Annotated in this window: 17 protein-coding genes and 1 other RNA gene; 13 read left to right on the top strand and 5 right to left on the bottom strand. The window is 50.0% G+C overall.

Features of this window, described 5'->3' with window-relative positions:
* Positions 1 to 33: 33 nt before the first annotated feature.
* From secG to KNO86_RS04885, 9 genes are all read left to right on the top strand, one after another.
* Positions 34 to 258: a preprotein translocase subunit SecG gene (gene secG / locus KNO86_RS04925; RefSeq protein WP_012726902.1), complete on the top strand. Its 225-nt coding sequence runs from the start codon at positions 34 to 36 to the stop codon at positions 256 to 258.
* Positions 259 to 360: 102 nt separating this feature from the next.
* Positions 361 to 1,101 carry an alpha/beta hydrolase gene (locus tag KNO86_RS04920; RefSeq protein WP_074033592.1) on the top strand — a complete coding sequence of 247 codons (741 nt, stop codon included), beginning with the start codon at positions 361 to 363 and terminating at the stop codon, positions 1,099 to 1,101.
* Positions 1,102 to 1,116: 15 nt separating this feature from the next.
* Positions 1,117 to 3,522 carry a ribonuclease R gene (rnr, locus tag KNO86_RS04915; RefSeq protein WP_214693543.1) on the top strand — a complete coding sequence of 802 codons (2,406 nt, stop codon included), beginning with the start codon at positions 1,117 to 1,119 and terminating at the stop codon, positions 3,520 to 3,522.
* A gap of 54 nt (positions 3,523 to 3,576) precedes the next feature.
* Positions 3,577 to 4,047 carry an SsrA-binding protein SmpB gene (smpB, locus tag KNO86_RS04910; RefSeq protein ID WP_214693541.1) on the top strand — a complete coding sequence of 157 codons (471 nt, stop codon included), beginning with the start codon at positions 3,577 to 3,579 and terminating at the stop codon, positions 4,045 to 4,047.
* A gap of 49 nt (positions 4,048 to 4,096) precedes the next feature.
* Positions 4,097 to 4,452, top strand: a transfer-messenger RNA (tmRNA) gene (ssrA, locus tag KNO86_RS04905).
* 114 nt (positions 4,453 to 4,566) lie between these two features.
* On the top strand, positions 4,567 to 4,710 hold the full coding sequence (locus tag KNO86_RS04900) for a hypothetical protein (protein ID WP_012726898.1): 144 nt from the start codon (positions 4,567 to 4,569) through the stop codon (positions 4,708 to 4,710).
* 173 nt (positions 4,711 to 4,883) lie between these two features.
* Positions 4,884 to 5,486 (top strand): hypothetical protein, encoded by a 603-nt coding sequence (locus tag KNO86_RS04895; RefSeq protein ID WP_214693539.1) that lies wholly within the window; start codon positions 4,884 to 4,886, stop codon positions 5,484 to 5,486.
* A gap of 71 nt (positions 5,487 to 5,557) precedes the next feature.
* Positions 5,558 to 6,517 (top strand): HNH endonuclease, encoded by a 960-nt coding sequence (locus tag KNO86_RS04890; protein WP_214693538.1) that lies wholly within the window; start codon positions 5,558 to 5,560, stop codon positions 6,515 to 6,517.
* A 537-nt stretch (positions 6,518 to 7,054) separates the two neighbouring features.
* Positions 7,055 to 7,519, top strand: a complete 465-nt coding sequence (locus KNO86_RS04885; RefSeq protein WP_214693536.1) for a GNAT family N-acetyltransferase — start codon at positions 7,055 to 7,057, stop codon at positions 7,517 to 7,519.
* A 90-nt stretch (positions 7,520 to 7,609) separates the two neighbouring features.
* On the opposite strand, the gene KNO86_RS04880 is transcribed toward KNO86_RS04885, so the two are convergent.
* Together KNO86_RS04880 and KNO86_RS04875 are read right to left on the bottom strand one after the other, a co-directional pair.
* A complete protein-coding gene (locus KNO86_RS04880; RefSeq protein WP_214693535.1) occupies positions 7,610 to 8,110 on the bottom strand; it encodes a hypothetical protein in 501 nt (166 codons plus the stop codon).
* An 81-nt stretch (positions 8,111 to 8,191) separates the two neighbouring features.
* Positions 8,192 to 8,380: a hypothetical protein gene (locus KNO86_RS04875; protein WP_214693533.1), complete on the bottom strand. Its 189-nt coding sequence runs from the start codon at positions 8,378 to 8,380 to the stop codon at positions 8,192 to 8,194.
* Positions 8,381 to 8,515: 135 nt separating this feature from the next.
* Here KNO86_RS04875 and KNO86_RS04870 point away from each other — a divergent pair, with 135 nt between their 5' ends.
* On the top strand, positions 8,516 to 9,928 hold the full coding sequence (locus KNO86_RS04870) for an NAD-dependent epimerase/dehydratase family protein (RefSeq protein ID WP_214693528.1): 1,413 nt from the start codon (positions 8,516 to 8,518) through the stop codon (positions 9,926 to 9,928).
* A 28-nt stretch (positions 9,929 to 9,956) separates the two neighbouring features.
* Here KNO86_RS04870 and KNO86_RS04865 read toward each other — a convergent pair whose 3' ends face one another.
* Positions 9,957 to 10,610 (bottom strand): hypothetical protein, encoded by a 654-nt coding sequence (locus tag KNO86_RS04865; RefSeq protein WP_214693526.1) that lies wholly within the window; start codon positions 10,608 to 10,610, stop codon positions 9,957 to 9,959.
* A gap of 196 nt (positions 10,611 to 10,806) precedes the next feature.
* Between KNO86_RS04865 and KNO86_RS04860 the strand changes: the two genes are divergently transcribed.
* Positions 10,807 to 12,363 carry a SulP family inorganic anion transporter gene (locus KNO86_RS04860; RefSeq protein ID WP_251126891.1) on the top strand — a complete coding sequence of 519 codons (1,557 nt, stop codon included), beginning with the start codon at positions 10,807 to 10,809 and terminating at the stop codon, positions 12,361 to 12,363.
* Here the strand turns inward: KNO86_RS04860 and KNO86_RS04855 are convergent.
* Complete coding sequence (locus KNO86_RS04855; protein ID WP_214693522.1) at positions 12,360 to 12,689, bottom strand: YolD-like family protein; 330 nt, start codon at positions 12,687 to 12,689, stop codon at positions 12,360 to 12,362. The two genes, KNO86_RS04860 and KNO86_RS04855, sit on opposite strands and share 4 nt — an antisense overlap.
* A complete protein-coding gene (locus KNO86_RS04850; RefSeq protein WP_214693521.1) occupies positions 12,686 to 13,981 on the bottom strand; it encodes a Y-family DNA polymerase in 1,296 nt (431 codons plus the stop codon). Before KNO86_RS04850 ends, KNO86_RS04855 begins: the two co-directional genes overlap by 4 nt.
* A 252-nt stretch (positions 13,982 to 14,233) precedes the next feature.
* Here KNO86_RS04850 and secA2 point away from each other — a divergent pair, with 252 nt between their 5' ends.
* Both secA2 and KNO86_RS04840 read left to right on the top strand, forming a co-directional pair.
* Positions 14,234 to 16,600, top strand: coding sequence for an accessory Sec system translocase SecA2 (gene secA2 / locus KNO86_RS04845; protein WP_214693519.1), 2,367 nt, complete (start codon positions 14,234 to 14,236; stop codon positions 16,598 to 16,600).
* On the top strand, positions 16,600 to 17,406 hold the full coding sequence (locus tag KNO86_RS04840; RefSeq protein ID WP_214693514.1) for an SLAP domain-containing protein: 807 nt from the start codon (positions 16,600 to 16,602) through the stop codon (positions 17,404 to 17,406). Before secA2 ends, KNO86_RS04840 begins: the two co-directional genes overlap by 1 nt.
* Positions 17,407 to 17,534: the final 128 nt, after the last annotated feature.

The following is a 17,534-nucleotide window of genomic DNA, read 5'->3' as shown; positions in this document are numbered from 1 at the left end:
AAGGCGTGTAAATAGAAGGAGGAACTGACTACTATGCAAACGATCGCTACAATCAGCCTACTTGTCGTGGCTGTCTTATTGATTGTCGTCGTACTGCTCATGTCAGGTCGGTCGCAAGGTCTTGGAGCGATTGCAGGTGGCGCGGAGCAGTTGTTCGGACGCCAGAAAGCGCGCGGCTTCGATGCTGTTTTGAACCGAACTGCAGCTGTACTAGGCACTTTGTTTTTCATTTTAGGATTACTAGTCGCATCATTATGATGATAAGGCTGATCGTTCTCGATTTTCACGTGAGGCGGTCAGCTTTTGTTTTTTCGATTTATTTTTTGGGAATAATGTAGATACGAGGAGATGACAGATAAAATGAAAGTGACTGCACCAAAACCGTTCTTCTTCGAGGGCGGAAAACGTGCCGTGTTGATGTTACATGGCTTCACTGGATCGAGCGCGGATGTCCGCATGCTCGGTCGCTTCCTTCAAAAAGAAGGATACACATGTATGGGACCGATCTATCGTGGTCATGCCGTCCCACCGGAAGAGTTACTCCAATATGGACCAGAAGACTGGTGGGAAGACGTCTTGAACGCCTACCAGACACTCGTTGACAAAGGCCATGAGGAGATCGTCGTCTGCGGACTATCGCTAGGTGGCGTGATGTCACTCCGTCTCGCCGAGGAGAAAGACGTCAAGGCGGTCATCCCGATGTGCGCGCCGACTGGAATCGATGCCGAGGACCGCTTGTACAAAGGAGTCCAGGCATATGCCCGAGAATATAAGGGTAGAGAAGAAAAGTCGCCGGAACAGATCGAGCAGGAGATGGCAGAGTTCAAACCAATGCCAACGCTAAAAGACCTCCGTGCCTTCGTCCGCGACACGGCGTCGAAGCTCGAGGACATCTTCGTCCCGACACTCGTCGTCCAAGGCGCCAAAGACAACATGATCGACCCGGAATCGGCGAATCAAATTTACGAGGCGGTCAACACGTTCCAAAAAGAGTTGCTCATTTATGAGAACTCGGGACATGTGATCACGCTCGACAAAGAAAAAGAGAAACTGCACCAGGACGTGCTCGATTTTCTCGAAACGTTAGACTGGTCAGTCTAAGAAGGAGGTGTCACGTTGAATTTACGTGACCAATTACTAGAGATCTTACAGGCGAGCGAGAAACCGCTCTCTGTCGATCAACTGACCGAGCGACTACAGCTCGCGTCGACGGATGACTTCAAAGAACTCATCCGCACATTGAATGCCCTCGAGGAAGAGGGTGCCATCGGCCGGACGCGGACGAACCGTTACGGGACGCTCGCCTCGCTCGGCCAAGTCGCGGGGATCATCTCGATTCACCAGCGCGGATTCGGCTTCTTGTCGGTCGAAGGGGAAGCGGAAGACGTGTTCTTGCCGCCCGACCAACTGAAAGACGTCTACCATGGCGATACGATCCTCGTCAAAAAACGCGAGGACAACCGTGGCAAGACAGAAGGAATTCTCTTGAAAGTATTGAAGCGCGGACTCTCGGAGTTCGTCGGGACGTATACGCTCCCGAGCGGTCGACTCGACCAGTTCGCCTTCATCGAGCCGGATGACAAGCGCATCAACTTCTGGCCGGTCGTCAACCCGGACAAATCGCTCGGTGCCGTCGACGGACATAAAGTCGTCGTGCGCATCACGAAGTATCCGGACGGACGCTTCGCCGGTGCCTGTGACGTCGTCCGCATCATCGGACATAAGAACGACCCAGGCGTCGACATCTTGTCGATCGTCTATAAACACGGTATTCCGACGGAGTTCCCGGAGGACGTGATCGCGCAGGCGAACGCGGTGCCGGACGAGGCGGATGAGAAAGACTTCATCGGTCGCGTCGACCTTCGTGACGAGACGATCTTCACGATTGACGGCGAAGATGCGAAAGACTTGGACGATGCCGTCCACGTCAAAAAACTCGATAACGGGAACTACGAGCTCGGTGTCCATATCGCCGACGTCTCGCATTACGTGAAAGAGGGCTCGCCGCTCGACGTCGAGGCGCTCGAGCGCGGGACGAGTGTATATCTCGTCGACCGTGTTATCCCGATGTTGCCGCACCGACTCTCGAACGGGATTTGTTCCCTCAACCCGCACGTCAACCGCTTGACGCTAAGCTGTGTCATGGAGATCTCCCCGCAAAACGGGAAGGTCGTCAGCCATGACTTGTTCCCGAGTGTCATCAAGACGACGGAACGGATGACGTATACGAACGTCCGTGAGATCATCGAGCGCGATGACGAAGAGACGTTGAAAAAGTACGAGCCGTTCATCGGTGAGTTCGACCTCATGGCCGAGCTCGCGGAAGTCCTTCGGAAACGCCGTAACTCACGCGGTGCCATCAACTTCGATTTCGCCGAGGCGAAAGTCGTTGTCAACGAGGAAGGGAAGCCGGCGGATATCGTGCTTCGTCCACGTTCGGTCGCCGAGAAGTTGATCGAGGAGTTCATGCTCGCGGCCAACGAAACGGTCGCTGAACACTTCCATAAGATGGACGTGCCGTTCATCTATCGTGTCCACGACAATCCGAAACCGGACAAGCTCGACTTCTTCTTCGACTTCGTCGCAAACTTTGGCGTTCACATCGAACGCATCAAAGGACAGACGGTCGAACCGAAGACGCTTCAAAAAATCTTGAAGGCGATCGACGGTGAACCGGAAGAGCCGGTCATCAGCACGATCATGCTTCGCTCGATGCAACAGGCGAAATATGATGATGTCTCGCTTGGTCACTTCGGACTCGCGACGGACTTCTATACGCACTTCACGTCACCGATCCGTCGTTATCCGGACTTGATTGTCCATCGTCTCATGCGCACGTACGTCTTCAACAACGATTTGTCGGAGAAGACGATTGCGAAGTACGAGGATCGTCTCGGGGCGATCGCCGAACAGGCATCGAAACGGGAACGTCGTTCGGTCGACGCAGAACGCGAGACACAGGCGCTCAAGAAAGCCGAATACATGGAAGCCCATCTCGGTGAAGAGTTCGATGGTGTCGTCGCCGGCGTCACGAACTTCGGGATGTTCGTCGAGCTTCCGAATACGATTGAAGGGCTCGTTCGTCTTCAGTCGATGGATGACTACTACCACTTCGACGAATCGCAGCTCATGCTACTTGGGGAGCGGACGAAACGTCAGTTCCGGATCGGGGACGCCGTCCGTGTCAAAGTCGACGCCGTCAATCTAGACGAGCGGACGATTGACTTCACGGTCGTCGGCATGCCGAAACGGGAACCATCGACGCGTCGCCAACCGACGACGATTAAAGCAAAAGGCGGTCGTCCGAAGAAGGATGAGAAAGACCGTCGTGGCGGTCGCGGTCGGGACGACAAGAAAAAGCGTGGCAAACCAGGAAGACCTGGGAAGCCGGGCAAACCAGGCGAGAAACCGAAACGTGACGGGGAGAAGTCGTCTCAAGGCCGTTCGGCACTCGACTTGAAGAAGAAAGACAAGCACAAACGAAAAGGCGACGCCAAACGAGGTGCGAAGAAGCGTCGCTGACGGGGAAGGGCTCGTCCCTTCCTCCGTATCTTGTAGATAAAGGACTGAATGTGTATGGCCAAGAAGAAAGATTCGAATGCACTCGCCCAAAACCGCAAGGCATCCTTTGATTACGCGATCGAGGATACGATTGAGGCGGGTATGGTGCTCACAGGGACGGAGATCAAGTCGGTCCGTCAATCGAAGATCAATATCGCGGATGCGTACGTCCGGTTCGACGGGGGCGAGGCGACGCTTCACAACTGTCATATCAGCCCGTTCGACCAGGGGAACCGCTTCAACCATGAGCCACTCCGCGTCCGAAAGCTATTGTTGCATAAGAAACAGATCAATCAGCTTATCGGAGCGTCAGGGCGTGACGGCTACACGATCATCCCGCTCAAAGTGTATATCAAGAACGGGTTCGCCAAGTGCCTGCTCGGCGTCGGAAAAGGGAAGAAGAAGTACGACAAACGCGAGGACTTGAAGAAGAAAGATGCGAAACGTGACGTCGACCGTGCGATGCGCGATCGGCAAAAATACTGACAACGAATCCTGATTGTGGTATATTAAATATAGTACCAATTACCACCCCGGGGACGTTATGGATTCGACGGGGGTAGGTCGGTCGTATGTGGCGTGTCGAGGGGTCGGCCTCGTTAAAACGCAAACGCCTATAACTGGCAAAACTAACACACAACTCGCAGCAGCCTAAGTGCCCTGCGGATCCTGACATCCATCGCTTGTGTGGATGACTTTCAGGGTCTCAAACTAAGCAAGCTACGCTTCAACCTCGCCGTCTGAGGGCGCGAAGAAGAGATGAAACAGACTGGATGCGACAACGCCTGTTTATCGGCAGTGTCACATCGAGATTCAATAGATAAACTACACACGTAGAAGCATACGTTACGATGCCTTCGGACGCGGGTTCGACTCCCGCCGTCTCCATTTTGAAGCAGTCTGTAACGACTGCGATCAATGATTTTCATGAAGACCTTCTAATTTCATTGAGATTAGAAGGTCTTTGCTTTTGATTGAAGCTATAAAGAAAGGAAGGTGAAGAGCATGGGGAAATATCAACTAGACACGAGAAGCAAAGTAGCTGCGGCAAAGTATCAAGACGGGAAAAAGCCGACAGTCTCGAACAAGAAGGAACGATTGAACCAGCTTCGTGAAGCGTATTTGCAGAAGCAACAAGAGAAAAAGTGATTTGGTGAAGGATTATTGAGTGCCTGCTCATTAATCCTTTTTTATGGATAGCGGAAACCGATTATTAGGTTTTTGAATGGATTCAAGGGATTGAACATTCCTTTGTTGAATAGAAACTACGAGTTGTTTTTTGAAAATCGTCATGAAATTTACATATCAAAGGAGAATTCCTCATGTCTAAAAAATCGACGGAACTTATTGTGAATGGAGTCAAAAAATATGGTCCGACTGTAGGAAAACTTGCATTAAAACATAACAAAGAAATCATTGGGGCTATAGGGTCAATCAATTTAAAGAAACGATTTAATAAATCCGATGATCTCGATCAAAGCCCTAAAAAAGCCAAGAACAAGCATCCGCGAAAGCAACGGTATCAGTACTATTTAACCGAAGTGACTCCTATGCTAGACACTCGAAATCGAGATGAGTTGTTCCAATATAGACTAGAAGTGGAGCAATGCATTCAACAAATCAAAATGGAGCAAGCACAAGACATCGTTATCAAAAAACAGATTCATGAGGGACGAATCAAGGAGTGGGAGGCCATTTTATCTCACATCGTGAGCCAAATGACAATCAAAGACTATATGGAATATTTAAGACTATTCAACAATCCAGAGTATCAAAGTGAATATTTCGCAGGCTTTAGAGGGGATGTAGAGAAATTTAAAAAACTGAATACGGTCGAACAGTATGATGCGCTCGTTCAGTATGTTCATGAAAAAACAATGATTGATATCGAACAAATCAAAAGAGAGTTTTCTGCTCCTGTATGAATCACCGTGATCCACTTCCTATCTGTATTCGTTATAATCAATAGTGCAACGAATAGATGGAGGTGAAGCCATTGGGATGGGATTTAAGTGTCGCTGAGGCAAAAAATACGTATTTAACCGAATCTGACTTATGGCGCTTTACGCAACAATTTCTGATGAACGCTTCTCACACGACTACGTACAAACATGTATTGATGAAGGCGTTACTTGAATGTACAACAGAATTAAATGAATCAGGTGTCGTGTCATTCCATCAGATTGCTAAACATGTGACGAAAATCTATTGGAATCTCATTGTGACACATGGTTTGACACAGATGAATCAACTAGGAAAGCAGAGCGCTGTTGAAAAAGCTATGGTCTCCTTTCAGAAAGAAAATGACATCCCACGAGATTGGAACTTCGACCGCTTACCAGAACATCAACAAAGTCAATTGATCCGGAACGTGAATCAATTTTATAAAAAATACGTATATGGTTCTTTCTATCGCTCATTTAACGAAACGATTTACTCCTTTAATCGAAAAGAAGAGTGGATTCAGCTCGTTCCGGTGTATGTTGTATTTTTTGAAAAATACAAACGCATTCTAATGAACGTGACAAACTATCAGTTAGCCGTCTTCTTAGAGAAGTACAATTCACAAGATGCGATGAAACGGATCTTGAGTAAGCTGGAGTTTGTGTCTGTGCGTCAATCGCTTGAAGAGTTTAAACAAATTTTATTAAGCCACGGTCATTCAACGTGTTTTTATTGCTTAAAGCCGGTAAAACAGATTCACGTTGATCATTTCATTCCGTGGTCTTATATACAAAACGATGTCTTATGGAACTTTGTTCTTGCATGTCCGACGTGCAATACAAGCAAGAATAATCGATTAGCGAAGATTGATTATCTTTATACTTTGGTAGAACGAAATCATGAACTGCGTACGTCAGAACATTTGTCTACATACAAAGAGTCAAAACTCATTCATTTGTATCATTACGCTGTTCAAAATGGATTTGAAAATAGTTGGGCACCGAAGACGTGAAAAAGTCGAACCTTATCAATTAGGTTCGACTTTTGTTTAGTATTCATTATAGTCAGACACTAGAAAATCTAAAATGAATGAACGAAGAAGATAATGTATTTATGTCTGGACGCGTATTAAAAAGAAATAAGGTAGCGAATTGATAAAAAGGATTTGTGATTGTGAAAATTTGAAAAAGACATACGATAGAGGCCGATATGGGAGCGGATCCGATATGCTATTCGGTCTGTCAATACAAGATAGAGATGGATGTCTTCACGATTTCTGACGCACTGAAGAGTGATTTCCATGAATGGGTTAGTCGATTCGGAGAATAGATTGACGTGAACGTCCTTACAAGATGGAAAATCAAGGAGGAACAACATAATAGTGAAGGCGACTTTTTTCGAAAAGTTTGCAAGTTGAGTTTGGTAAAGCTTATGAAATTAAATTCACTCCTATAGCATACGTTAACTTTACAAAAATCTTAGCTTGATTAAAAATATTTATTCCAAAAATTGTATGTTACACTAAAGGAAAACGATTAGGGGTAAACAGATGACCATTCATTTTGACAAGATGACGGAACAAGAAATCGCGAATTATGTGACTTGGTTGATTGACGATTATGCAAAAGATGTGGCACGAAACTATCAACTTCCGATGGTATTGGCGCAAGAGGAATCGACACAATTGATTCACGACCTCTTCCCAGATAATCGCCCCGGGGAAGGGCAGACCGTTGTTCATGTGATGAACGAAGACACTCGTGTCGGGATTTTGTGGTATGCGTTTCAAGCTGAATCGAAACGTGTTTTCATTTATCACATTTTGATTGAAGAGACGTACCGTGGACAAGGATACGCGACAGCAGTGTTTGAGAAACTTGAGAAAGTCGCCTCAGAAGAACTTGGTGCAACATCCATTGGATTAAGTGTATTTGGTACGAACCCAGACGCACAGCGATTGTATAAACGACTCGGATTCCAAGAAGCGTCCATCGCCATGAACAAACAGTTATGAGAGGACTCTATATTTAACGTTATTTGAGTGGCGGCATAGATTTATCGTTTTAACAATAATCCCACCTTCCAATTGGATAGTGGGATTTATTCAATCCAACACTCGGTTGACCCAGCGTTTGAAAAAAGGTTGTTCCGATTGTGTCACACTATGATTATCAAGCTCGACTTCTTCTATTGCCTCATTCGGAGATCTCAATTGAATCGTCATCTCGTCACCAAGCCCAGTCGTTACACCGTTTTGGAATGTAAGATGTCTCGTCACATATGCATTCGCATATAAGAAACCGCCTTTTTCCTCCACTTGCACATCCTGAATTGTATATTGGAACTGCTCGACCCAATCCCGCTGACCGAGGACGAGTCGAACGAGATCATCTTCGTGCGATAGTTTCGTTCGCTCGATATCTTCGAGCGGGGTATGTGCTTCAATTGCTACTCGTTGCGCGTCTAAGATGTCTTTGAAGTGATGTGTCGCAGCTTCTGTCGTCCATGCAGCGGATCCTGTCTTTGACTCTGTCGCATAGTGGAAAAGAACAAACCCAATCAAGGCGAATAACGCCATGGCACTTACTCGTTTGAACTGTTTCATCGTCGTGTTCCCTCCACATGAATTGAAGTCTGTTGGTTACCAATCTTATAACGGGTGATATCGATTTATTCCACTGCTGGTCTATCGACCCGTAATTTGATCAAACCAACTTGCGACCAAGTCCGCGCTGCCATCTTGGAACATAAATATGGATACTCCGATCATCACAAGCCCGACTAAAATCAGTCCACCTTGTTTCGCCCTACTTGCAATCCCTCGCACGACGAAGATCATTCCTAACCCAAGAAGAAGAAAATACCAGAAACCCATGAATACCCCTCCTTTTTCTAATTATTCTCATTTTATTACGAATCGAACGGGCAGGCTCTACATACTTAGACTGATTTATCTTTTCGAAAAGACGGGTACATTACCTCTATGTGAAAATGAAGGGGAGTGAGCTTTATGCGGAAAACGATTGTCATTGCGGGGGCGAGCGGCTATATCGGCTCGAACGTGATGGAGCAGCTAAAAGAAGAGTACGATATCATCGCGTTGTCACGATCGACGAAGAATAAAGAAGATGAAGCCCATATCACATGGCGTGCGTGTGATTTATTTTCATATGAGGCAACAAGAGAAGCATGTGAGGGAGCGGACTACGCCATGTTCCTTGTCCACTCGATGATTCCGGACGGCGGCTTGACGCAGGCGACGTTCGAAGACATGGACGCACTCATTGCGGACAACTTCGCCCGCGCGACGAAGGCGAACGACATCGAGCAGATCGTCTATTTGAGCGGCATCATTCCGAAACAAGAGAAGACGTTGTCACGTCACTTGAAGAGCCGACTCGAGGTCGAACGCATCCTCGGCGGACAAGGCGTACCGGTAACGACGATTCGGGCGGGGCTCATCATCGGTCCGGAAGGTTCGTCGTTCCCGATTTTAGCGAAGCTCGTCAAGCGGTTGCCGTCGATGATCTTGCCACGCTGGACGAAGACGGAGACACATCCGATTGACATCCGTGAAGCCGTTCAGGCGCTCATCTCGGTCGTCGGTGCCGAGTCGCTTTATGATCGTCATATCGATATCGGGGGTCCCGAGGTGATGACGTATCGGAAGATGATCGAACAGACGGCCGAGGTTATGGACAAGCGTCGCGTTCTGCTCGACTTCCCGTTCCCGACAATCAAACTGTCGCGTCTGTGGGTCATGGCTGTCACGGGTGAACCGAAGGCGACCGTCTATCCGCTCGTCGAGAGCATGGGGCACGCGATGGTGGCGGAAGATACCGTCGAAGGCATCGGGCAGGGAGAGATTCCATTCAAACAGGCGGTCGAACATGCCCTTGAAGAAGAGAAGAAACAGTCCTCGGGCGGCAAGAAGAAAAAGCAGCCGAAGTCATATACGGTCCGCTCGATTCAGCGGTTCGGTCTGCCGGAAGAGAAGTCGGCAATTTGGATGGCGGACACGTACTTTGAATGGCTCGGTCGTTTTATGTATCCGCTCATTCAGACGACAAAAGAAGACGATGATTGGGAGATCGCGCTGCTCGATCCGTCATTCGTCGCGCTTCATCTATCACTTGAACGAGAAGCGACGGATGATATGGCATCCTTTGCGATTGACGGGGGGAAGTTCGTCAAATTGAGTGAAGAGGATAAGACGGGACGTCTCGAGTTTAGACGATTACCGGAGTCGGATGAAGGGCTCGTCGCCATCCATGAGTTCGTACCAGCACTTCCGTGGTGGTTCTATACGAAGACTCAGGCGAAAGCCCATCTCGTCGTCATGTGGCTGTTCGGGCGTCACGTGAAGTTGCTGGCGAAAGACGCGGAAGACGGTGATCAAGTCGTGGGGGCTCCGACGAATTGACGTGAGGCGCATCGAAAGGTGCGTCTTTTTATTTTACTTTGATGATGTCAGACGCTACCGTCGGAATGTCATCTCCATTTTGAATGATAAGATAGACGTGTTTTGCTTTAAATGGAGTGTCGTACATGAACTTTGCTAAGTCCAAGAGAGAGGTATCAAATTCATTGTGAAAGATGACGGAAAATTCAAAAGTAGATACTTCAAATAATAAAGATGCATGTGTATAATCCTTTTTGGATTTTTTCAGCATGTTCTTTTTTGTTTCTTCAATATACGTTGTTGCTTGTTTTTTTAGCTGTTCATAACTTTTTAACCTGGAGCTCCACATACCATGTTCATTTAAAGCGCGCGCAATTTCCACTTCTCGTGGTCCGTTTATGTAAGAACTCACTTCGAATTTTTCTTCAATCCCATTTGTATGCAGTAGGACAAAGTCATAATTTTGATTTCCAATGATGACTTTCGCTTTAGCGTCTTTTGGAAAATAAGGTGAGAGAGAGAATACATAGGCTGGTACGAATTCCTCTTGAAACTCTTTGAACTTGCCTATGCGTAACCTCGAAATCTCTAAAGCCGTGCGATCATCTTTAAGAGCCTGAATCACCTCTTCAAAATAACTTTTCATCTCAGTCGGTGTACGATATTCAGACAAATCCTTTAATATGGCAAACTGTTCTTCCATGAATCATATCTCCTTTGTTACAACAAGTAATATCAGTTCAACGATTCTAACTTTTTATCAGTGTGTGTCTAATGCCTATTGTACCATCTCATTCTTTTGTACATTCTGTTAACGTTTTTCTCAACCCGTTTACAAGCCCTCTTTCCAGGCGTACACTAAACTCGTTTTTGAACTGATTGGAAAGAAGGAATGTATGATGCAAGACTCACTCTCCACACGTGAGATGTGGCAAAAAGACATCTCGGCCGGGATCACGGTCGGTGTCGTCGCCATCCCGCTCGCCATGGCATTCGCCATCGCCTCAGGGGTCCCGCCGGTGTATGGGCTCTACACGTCCATCTTCGCTGGAATCCTCGTCAGCCTGTTCGGGGGTTCGACGTTCCAAATTGCCGGGCCGACGGGAGCGTTCATCCCGATTGTCTCGGGTGTCGTCCTCGCATACGGATATGAGGGATTGCTCGTCACGACTGTCCTCGCCGGTGTGTTACTGCTCCTCATGAGTGTGCTTCGGGTCGGACGGCTCATCCGCTTCATGCCCCGTGCCGTCACCATCGGCTTCACGGCAGGAATTGCCGTCGTCATCTTCGTCGACCAACTCGATGAGTTGTTCGGGGTCACGTTTGAGAAGGCGCCACATTTTCACGAGAATCTGCTTCGTCTCGGTCAGGCGTTGCCCGAAGCATCGATGTGGCCGATTGCCATTGCCGGGATCGGCTTCTTGACGCTTTGGCTCGTGCCGAAGCTACCGTTCCGTTTACCGCTCTTACTCATGGCGATGCTCGTCCCGACGTTCGTCAGTCTCCTCATCCCAGGTACAGTCGCGACGATTGGAAGTGCCTACGGCGGCATCCCGAGCGGACTGCCGGAACTCAACTGGCTCGCCATCGACGTCGACTTGATCAGCACGCTCCTTCCGTCTGCGTTCGCCATCGCCTTTCTCGGTGCGCTCGAGTCACTTCTTTCGGGAACGGTCGCCGATGGGATGACGGGGACGAAGATGAAGCCGGACAAAGAACTGTTCGGGCAAGGGCTCGCGAACGTGATCACGCCGTTCTTCGGTGGAATCCCCTCGACAGGTGCCATCGCTCGGACGGCGACAAACATTCAGGCGGGAGCGGTCAGCCGACGCGCCGGCGTTATCCACGGAATCACGGTCCTCGTTGCGGTCCTCGTCCTCGCACCGTTCGCGAGTTACGTGCCGCTCGCCGCACTCGCTCCGATTTTGATGCGTGTCGCCTGGAACATGTCCGAGCGTCATCACGTGATGGCGATGCTACGTCATCGTTCATCCGAGTCGCTCGTCCTCCTCGTTACGCTACTATTGACGGTATTCGTCGATTTGGTCGTCGCCGTCGAGGTCGGGGTCATCTGTGCGCTCGCACTCTTCGCGAAGCGGATGGCGGATACGATCGACGTGCGTGAACGGACAGAACGTTATGTCACGCGGGACGGACAAATCGTCTTCAGTGTAGAAGGTCCCCTCTTTTTCGGTGCGGTCGAGCTGTTCGAGCACGTCCTCCATCACATCCATCGGGAGCCGAACGTGTTCATCTTCAACTTTCACCGCTGCCCGGTCATCGACGTGACCGCAGTCGAGGAGTTGCGTCGTGTCGTCACCGAACTGAAAGCGGCCGACCGTCACGTCATCTTCGCGCATCTGTCGCCATCGGTCCGTGCGACGCTTGCTCACTATGGACTACTCGACGGGATCGAGACGTTTGAGACAACACAAGAGGCGATCGAGGCGTCTTAACGAACGGACAAGATCTCTCCGAATGGGACGCGCCGTACTTCACCGTCGAACAGTTCGACTTCGCGCTCGGCATAATAGATGGCGTGGACATAGCCGCGCATGCTTTTTGTCAAGCCGTCCACGAACAAGGTCACCTCGACCTGGTCGCCTTCACGGATGGCCCGTTCGAGCTCGGTCTGCCAAAGATAGAGGAGCTGTTCGTCCAAGTCGGGCAACTCGATCTTTTGGATTTGTGCATAATAACGTTTCAGTAGGGCGACGTGCTCGGGCATGAGAAATGGGATCCATTTCAACTCACCCCGGTCACGATAGCGGGTCTTGCTCATGAGGAATCGCCTCCTTGTTTGTGTCCGCCAATTAAGCGTTGGCGCGTCCGGAGCGGACTGTCTTTCAGTAAGCTTGAGGCCGGTCGGATCGTGCCGCGACCGAACCGGACGTTCAAACCGTCAATCAAATCGAGGAAGTCGATCCGTTTCGCCTTCGCCCATTCGTCTTCGAAGAACGACAATTGGACGTGGTCGCTCCGTGGCTCGAGTTTGCCGAGGGCGACCGAGACGTAACGGACGGCTTCCGTCTCTTCCCAGCCATCTAAAAATAGTTGCAACAAGATGGGTAAAAATTCTTGCTCGTCCGCTGTGAAGCGGGGGAGCTTCTTTTGTTTACTGAATCCACCTCGGTCGCTTGTCCGCGTATAGCGTACCCCGAGATGAATCGTGCCCCCGACGAGTCCCGCTTGCCGGGTCCGCATCCCGACTTCGACCGCGATTGCTTGTAGGACGAGCCGGATTGAGGAATACGTCGTGTAGTCTTTCATGAGCGTGATCCCGTGTCCGATCGACTTCGGTCGCGTCCGTTTCGCCCCGAACAAGGAACTCGCCGGCAAGATGGTCGGTGACTCATCGATGCCCCAGGCGTGATGCCAGAGTTCGGCACCGATGACGCCGAATTTCTCATGAAGTGACTCGAGGGGGTAACGGGCCAAATCACCAATCGTGAAAATGCCGAGCCGCTGCAGGTGGACTGCCATCTTCGACCCGACGCCCCACATCTTCTCGATTGGGGCCGGATGAATCAGTCGCTCGACGTCTTGGAGAAGACACGTGACGACACCTTTCTTTTTCGCATGCAAGTCGAGAACGAGCTTGGCGAGGACGTTGTTCGGTCCGATGCCGATCGTCACAGGAATGCCCGTATAGCGAAAAATCGTCGCGCGCATGAGATGGGCGACGTGCTCGTCACTTCCGAACAACCGCTCCGTCCCCGTCATGTCGACGAGCGTCTCGTCAATCGAGTAGACGCGAATCGCTTCGGGCGGGGCGAACTGATGGAGGATGTGGATGATTTGAATGGAGACGTTCAAGTAATGACTCATCCGTGCCTCGGCATACAAAACGTCTCGTCGTTCGTGCCACGGGAGACGGTCAATGTGGAAGCGACGCGACCCGGTCTTGATGCCGAGTTGCTTCATCTTCGGGGTCGCCGCGAGGACGAGCGCCCCGCTGTCCTGTAGATTCGAGAGGACGACGAGCTTCGTGCGGTAAGGATTTTTGTTGCGCGCGGCACACTCGCAACTGGCATAGAACGAGACGCTGTCGATACAAAAGATTCGTCTGCGCATCGTCACCACTCCTTCTAACGAACAAATGTTCTGTTTTTCTCATCGTAACACGGTCTCACGCCGTCTCAAATAGTGAATTGAAAATATTTTTACAAAGACTTTTTGAAAATTAACCAAAATTTATAGTTTTTTAACATGACAAAAACCAACTTTTAGGAAGTTTTCGTAAAAAAATCTCCGAATTCACTCGATTTTCGTTATAATAGACGAGTATGTAACAGATGAATTGACAGAAAGATGGAGGCTATTAGTGTGATCCAATTTGTAAAACAATTAACGAATGATCAAAGCCGGCGTTTGAAAGCGTACGAACGACGGGTCGCGCGAATCAACGAATTAGAGACAAAGATGCAAGCACTCTCGGATGACGAGATGCGTACATATACGGAGACGCTCAAGGCACGTCTCCTAGATGGAAAGACAGTCGATGACATCGCCGAAGAAGGGTTCGCCCTCGTTCGCGAAGCATCGGTCCGCGTGCTCGGGATGCGTCATTACGATGTCCAGCTCATCGGTGGATTCGCCCTTCTCGAAGGGAATATCTCGGAAATGCCGACAGGGGAAGGGAAGACGCTCGTCGCCGCTTTGCCGAGTTACGTCAAGGCGCTTGAAGGAAAAGGTGTCCACGTCATCACCGTGAACGATTATTTGGCGAGACGTGACGCCGAACAAATCGGTAAAATCCATGACTTCCTCGGTTTGACGGTCGGCTTGAACGTGCCGGACATCGAACCGGATGAGAAGCGTGCCGCGTATCAGGCAGACATCACGTACGGGGTCGGGACCGAGTTCGGGTTCGACTATTTGCGTGACCACCTCGTCGGGAAACCGGAAGAGCGCGTCCAGCGCCCGTTCCATTTCGCCCTCGTCGACGAAGTGGACAGCATCTTGATCGATGAGGCGAAGACGCCGCTCATCATCGCACAAAAGGACCGCTCGCACATCCGCTTGAAACAGCTCGCACAACAAGTCATCTCGAACTTTGAAGAGACGGACTATGAAGTCGATTTGGAATCGAAGGCGGCCTCGTTCACCGAAGCGGGAATCACTAAGATCGAAGAGTTGTTCGCCATCGACAACTTATTCAGTGCGTCGCATCAGGTGCTCTATCACTATCTCGTCCAGGCGCTCCGTGCGAACGTGTTGTTCGAACTCGATGTCGACTATATCGTTCGTGACGACAAGATCGAGCTGATCGACTTGTTCACGGGACGCATCATGGAAGGACGTAGTCTCTCGGAAGGATTGCATCAGGCGCTTGAGGCGAAAGAAGGCGTCACGATCACCGAGGAGAACAAGACGACGGCGGAGATCACGATCCAGCATTACTTCCGCATGTATCCGCTCGTCGGCGGGATGACGGGGACGGCACAGACGTCACGCCAAGAGTTCTTGAAGACGTACAACATGGACGTCGTGCAAGTGCCGACGAACCGTGAACGGAAACGAATCGACCATCCGGACCGTATCTTCATGACGATCGAACAGAAGTATGCGGCCGTGACGGAAAAAGTCGACGAATTGCATGCGATGGGACGTCCGGTCTTGATCGGGACGACATCGATCGCGCAATCCGAGGCAATCAGTAAACATTTGAAAAAGAAACGGATCAAACATGACGTGTTGAATGCGAAGACGGTCGCACAAGAAGCCGATATCATCGCTGACGCCGGACAATTCGGGAAAGTGACGATCGCGACAAACATGGCCGGACGCGGAACGGACATCATGCTCGATGCGAAGTCGAAAGCAGCAGGCGGACTATTCGTCGTCGGGACAGAACGTCATGAGTCGCAACGTGTCGACAACCAGCTTCGTGGACGCTCTGGACGCCAAGGTGACCCAGGGGAGACCGAGTTCTTCGTCTCGCTCGAAGATGAGATTGTGAAACGATATGCCGCGCAAAAACTAGAGCGCGTCGAGAAGAAACTGAAACCGAACGCGACAGGTGAAATCTCGTCAAAAGAAGCAATCGATGTGGTGGAATACGCCCAGACGACGATTGAAGGAATCGGCGTATCGATCCGTGACTACTTGTTCAAGCTCGATGACGTCTTGAACGAACAACGGAACATCATCTATACGATTCGCGACCAGGCCGTCAATGCCGATGCGGATGCCATCACGAAAAACGTGCTCAGCATGATGCGTCTCGCCCTTGAGAACAGTATCGACATGCACGTCTCGGACGAACTTGTTCCGGAAGAATGGCCAGTCGCCGAATTGAAAGAAGACTTGCGCTATTTGACGATGCAAGAGCCGACTTGGTCGAATGACATCGCGGATACGTACGAGTTGAAAGAAGCGTTGAAGGATTGGATGGAAGAAATCATCCAAAAAACAGAAGCGCGCCTTACGCGAGAAGACGTCGTCTTATTCACGAAAGAGTCGCTCCTTCGCGCCCTTGATACGAAATGGACGGACCATTTGACGATGATGAGCGGGTTGAAAGAAGGAATCGGTCTACGGAGCTATGCCCAAGAAGATCCAAGTCGTCTCTTCAGCAAAGAAGGGTTGGACATCTTCGAACAGACGTATGTCAACATCGCCCGTGACGTGACGGTAGAACTATGCCAGCTCGACCTGTACTTCGTCGAGACGGCAGAGGAGGAAGTGTAATGTTAGGATTTCGTAAGCGAAAACAAATCGAGACAGGCAAAACGGAAGAAGGGCGTCAGTTGACGCTCGTCTTCGATGATGAGATGGGAATCCCGAAAGAAGATGAGTACGTCTTCCGTTATCATGCGAAACGACTCCCGGCACTCCTCGACAACCAGCTTTCAATCGAACTGTTGAGCGCAGAGTCGCTCGGTCAGGACTTGTCGATTGTCGCGTTGTTCCGCAACACGCTCCCGAGTTCGTTTGAAATCAACGAACTTCCGGTCTTGTTGCTCGACGCGAACAACATGCCGCTCGGACGAAAAGTGTTGGAACGTTCGGCGCTGCCGAACTTCGAGCCGTGGACGAGTAAGCCCGTCTACCTCGATTTCCTTCAAGATGAATTGTTTGGAGAAATCGACACGTCATCACCACTTCGTCTCGTCTTCCAAATGAACCCGATTGACGCGATCCAAGCCATCTCACGCGAGGCGATGGAACAGTTCTCGGCAGGGGCGTGGCAACAAGTGATGCGCACGAACGTTGCGACTCCACCGGTCGGAGAAGACGAGTTTAACATGATGCTCGTCGCCGTCGAACAAGATGAGACGCGTGTCACAACGACGCTCCTTCTCCGAAACGGCTATGCCCACGATTTAAATGTGAAACAACTCCCACTCGAACTCATGAGTGGAGAAGAAGTTGTCGGTCTCACGACAATCCGTCTCGAGAACCCGGTCCACAGCAAACATGCCTACCCGATTTCCGTCACGTTCGAGAACGTGGAAGGGGACGGCCCGTTCACCGTACGGATTAAACGCTCATAAGACGAAAGACCTAATTTCTGTAAAGGGAATTGGGTCTTTTTTATACAAAATTTTAATAGAAGGTCAACGAGGCTGGTGTTATATTGAGTATGGTTAGACACTTATCAACCAGACAAAGGGGGCAATCA

Origin of the sequence: Exiguobacterium sp. s160 (assembly GCF_018617575.1) — a bacterium.
GTDB lineage: Bacteria > Bacillota > Bacilli > Exiguobacteriales > Exiguobacteriaceae > Exiguobacterium > Exiguobacterium aestuarii_A.
Note: the sequence above shows the minus strand (reverse complement) of the source record. Positions and strands in the feature narration are given on the sequence as shown.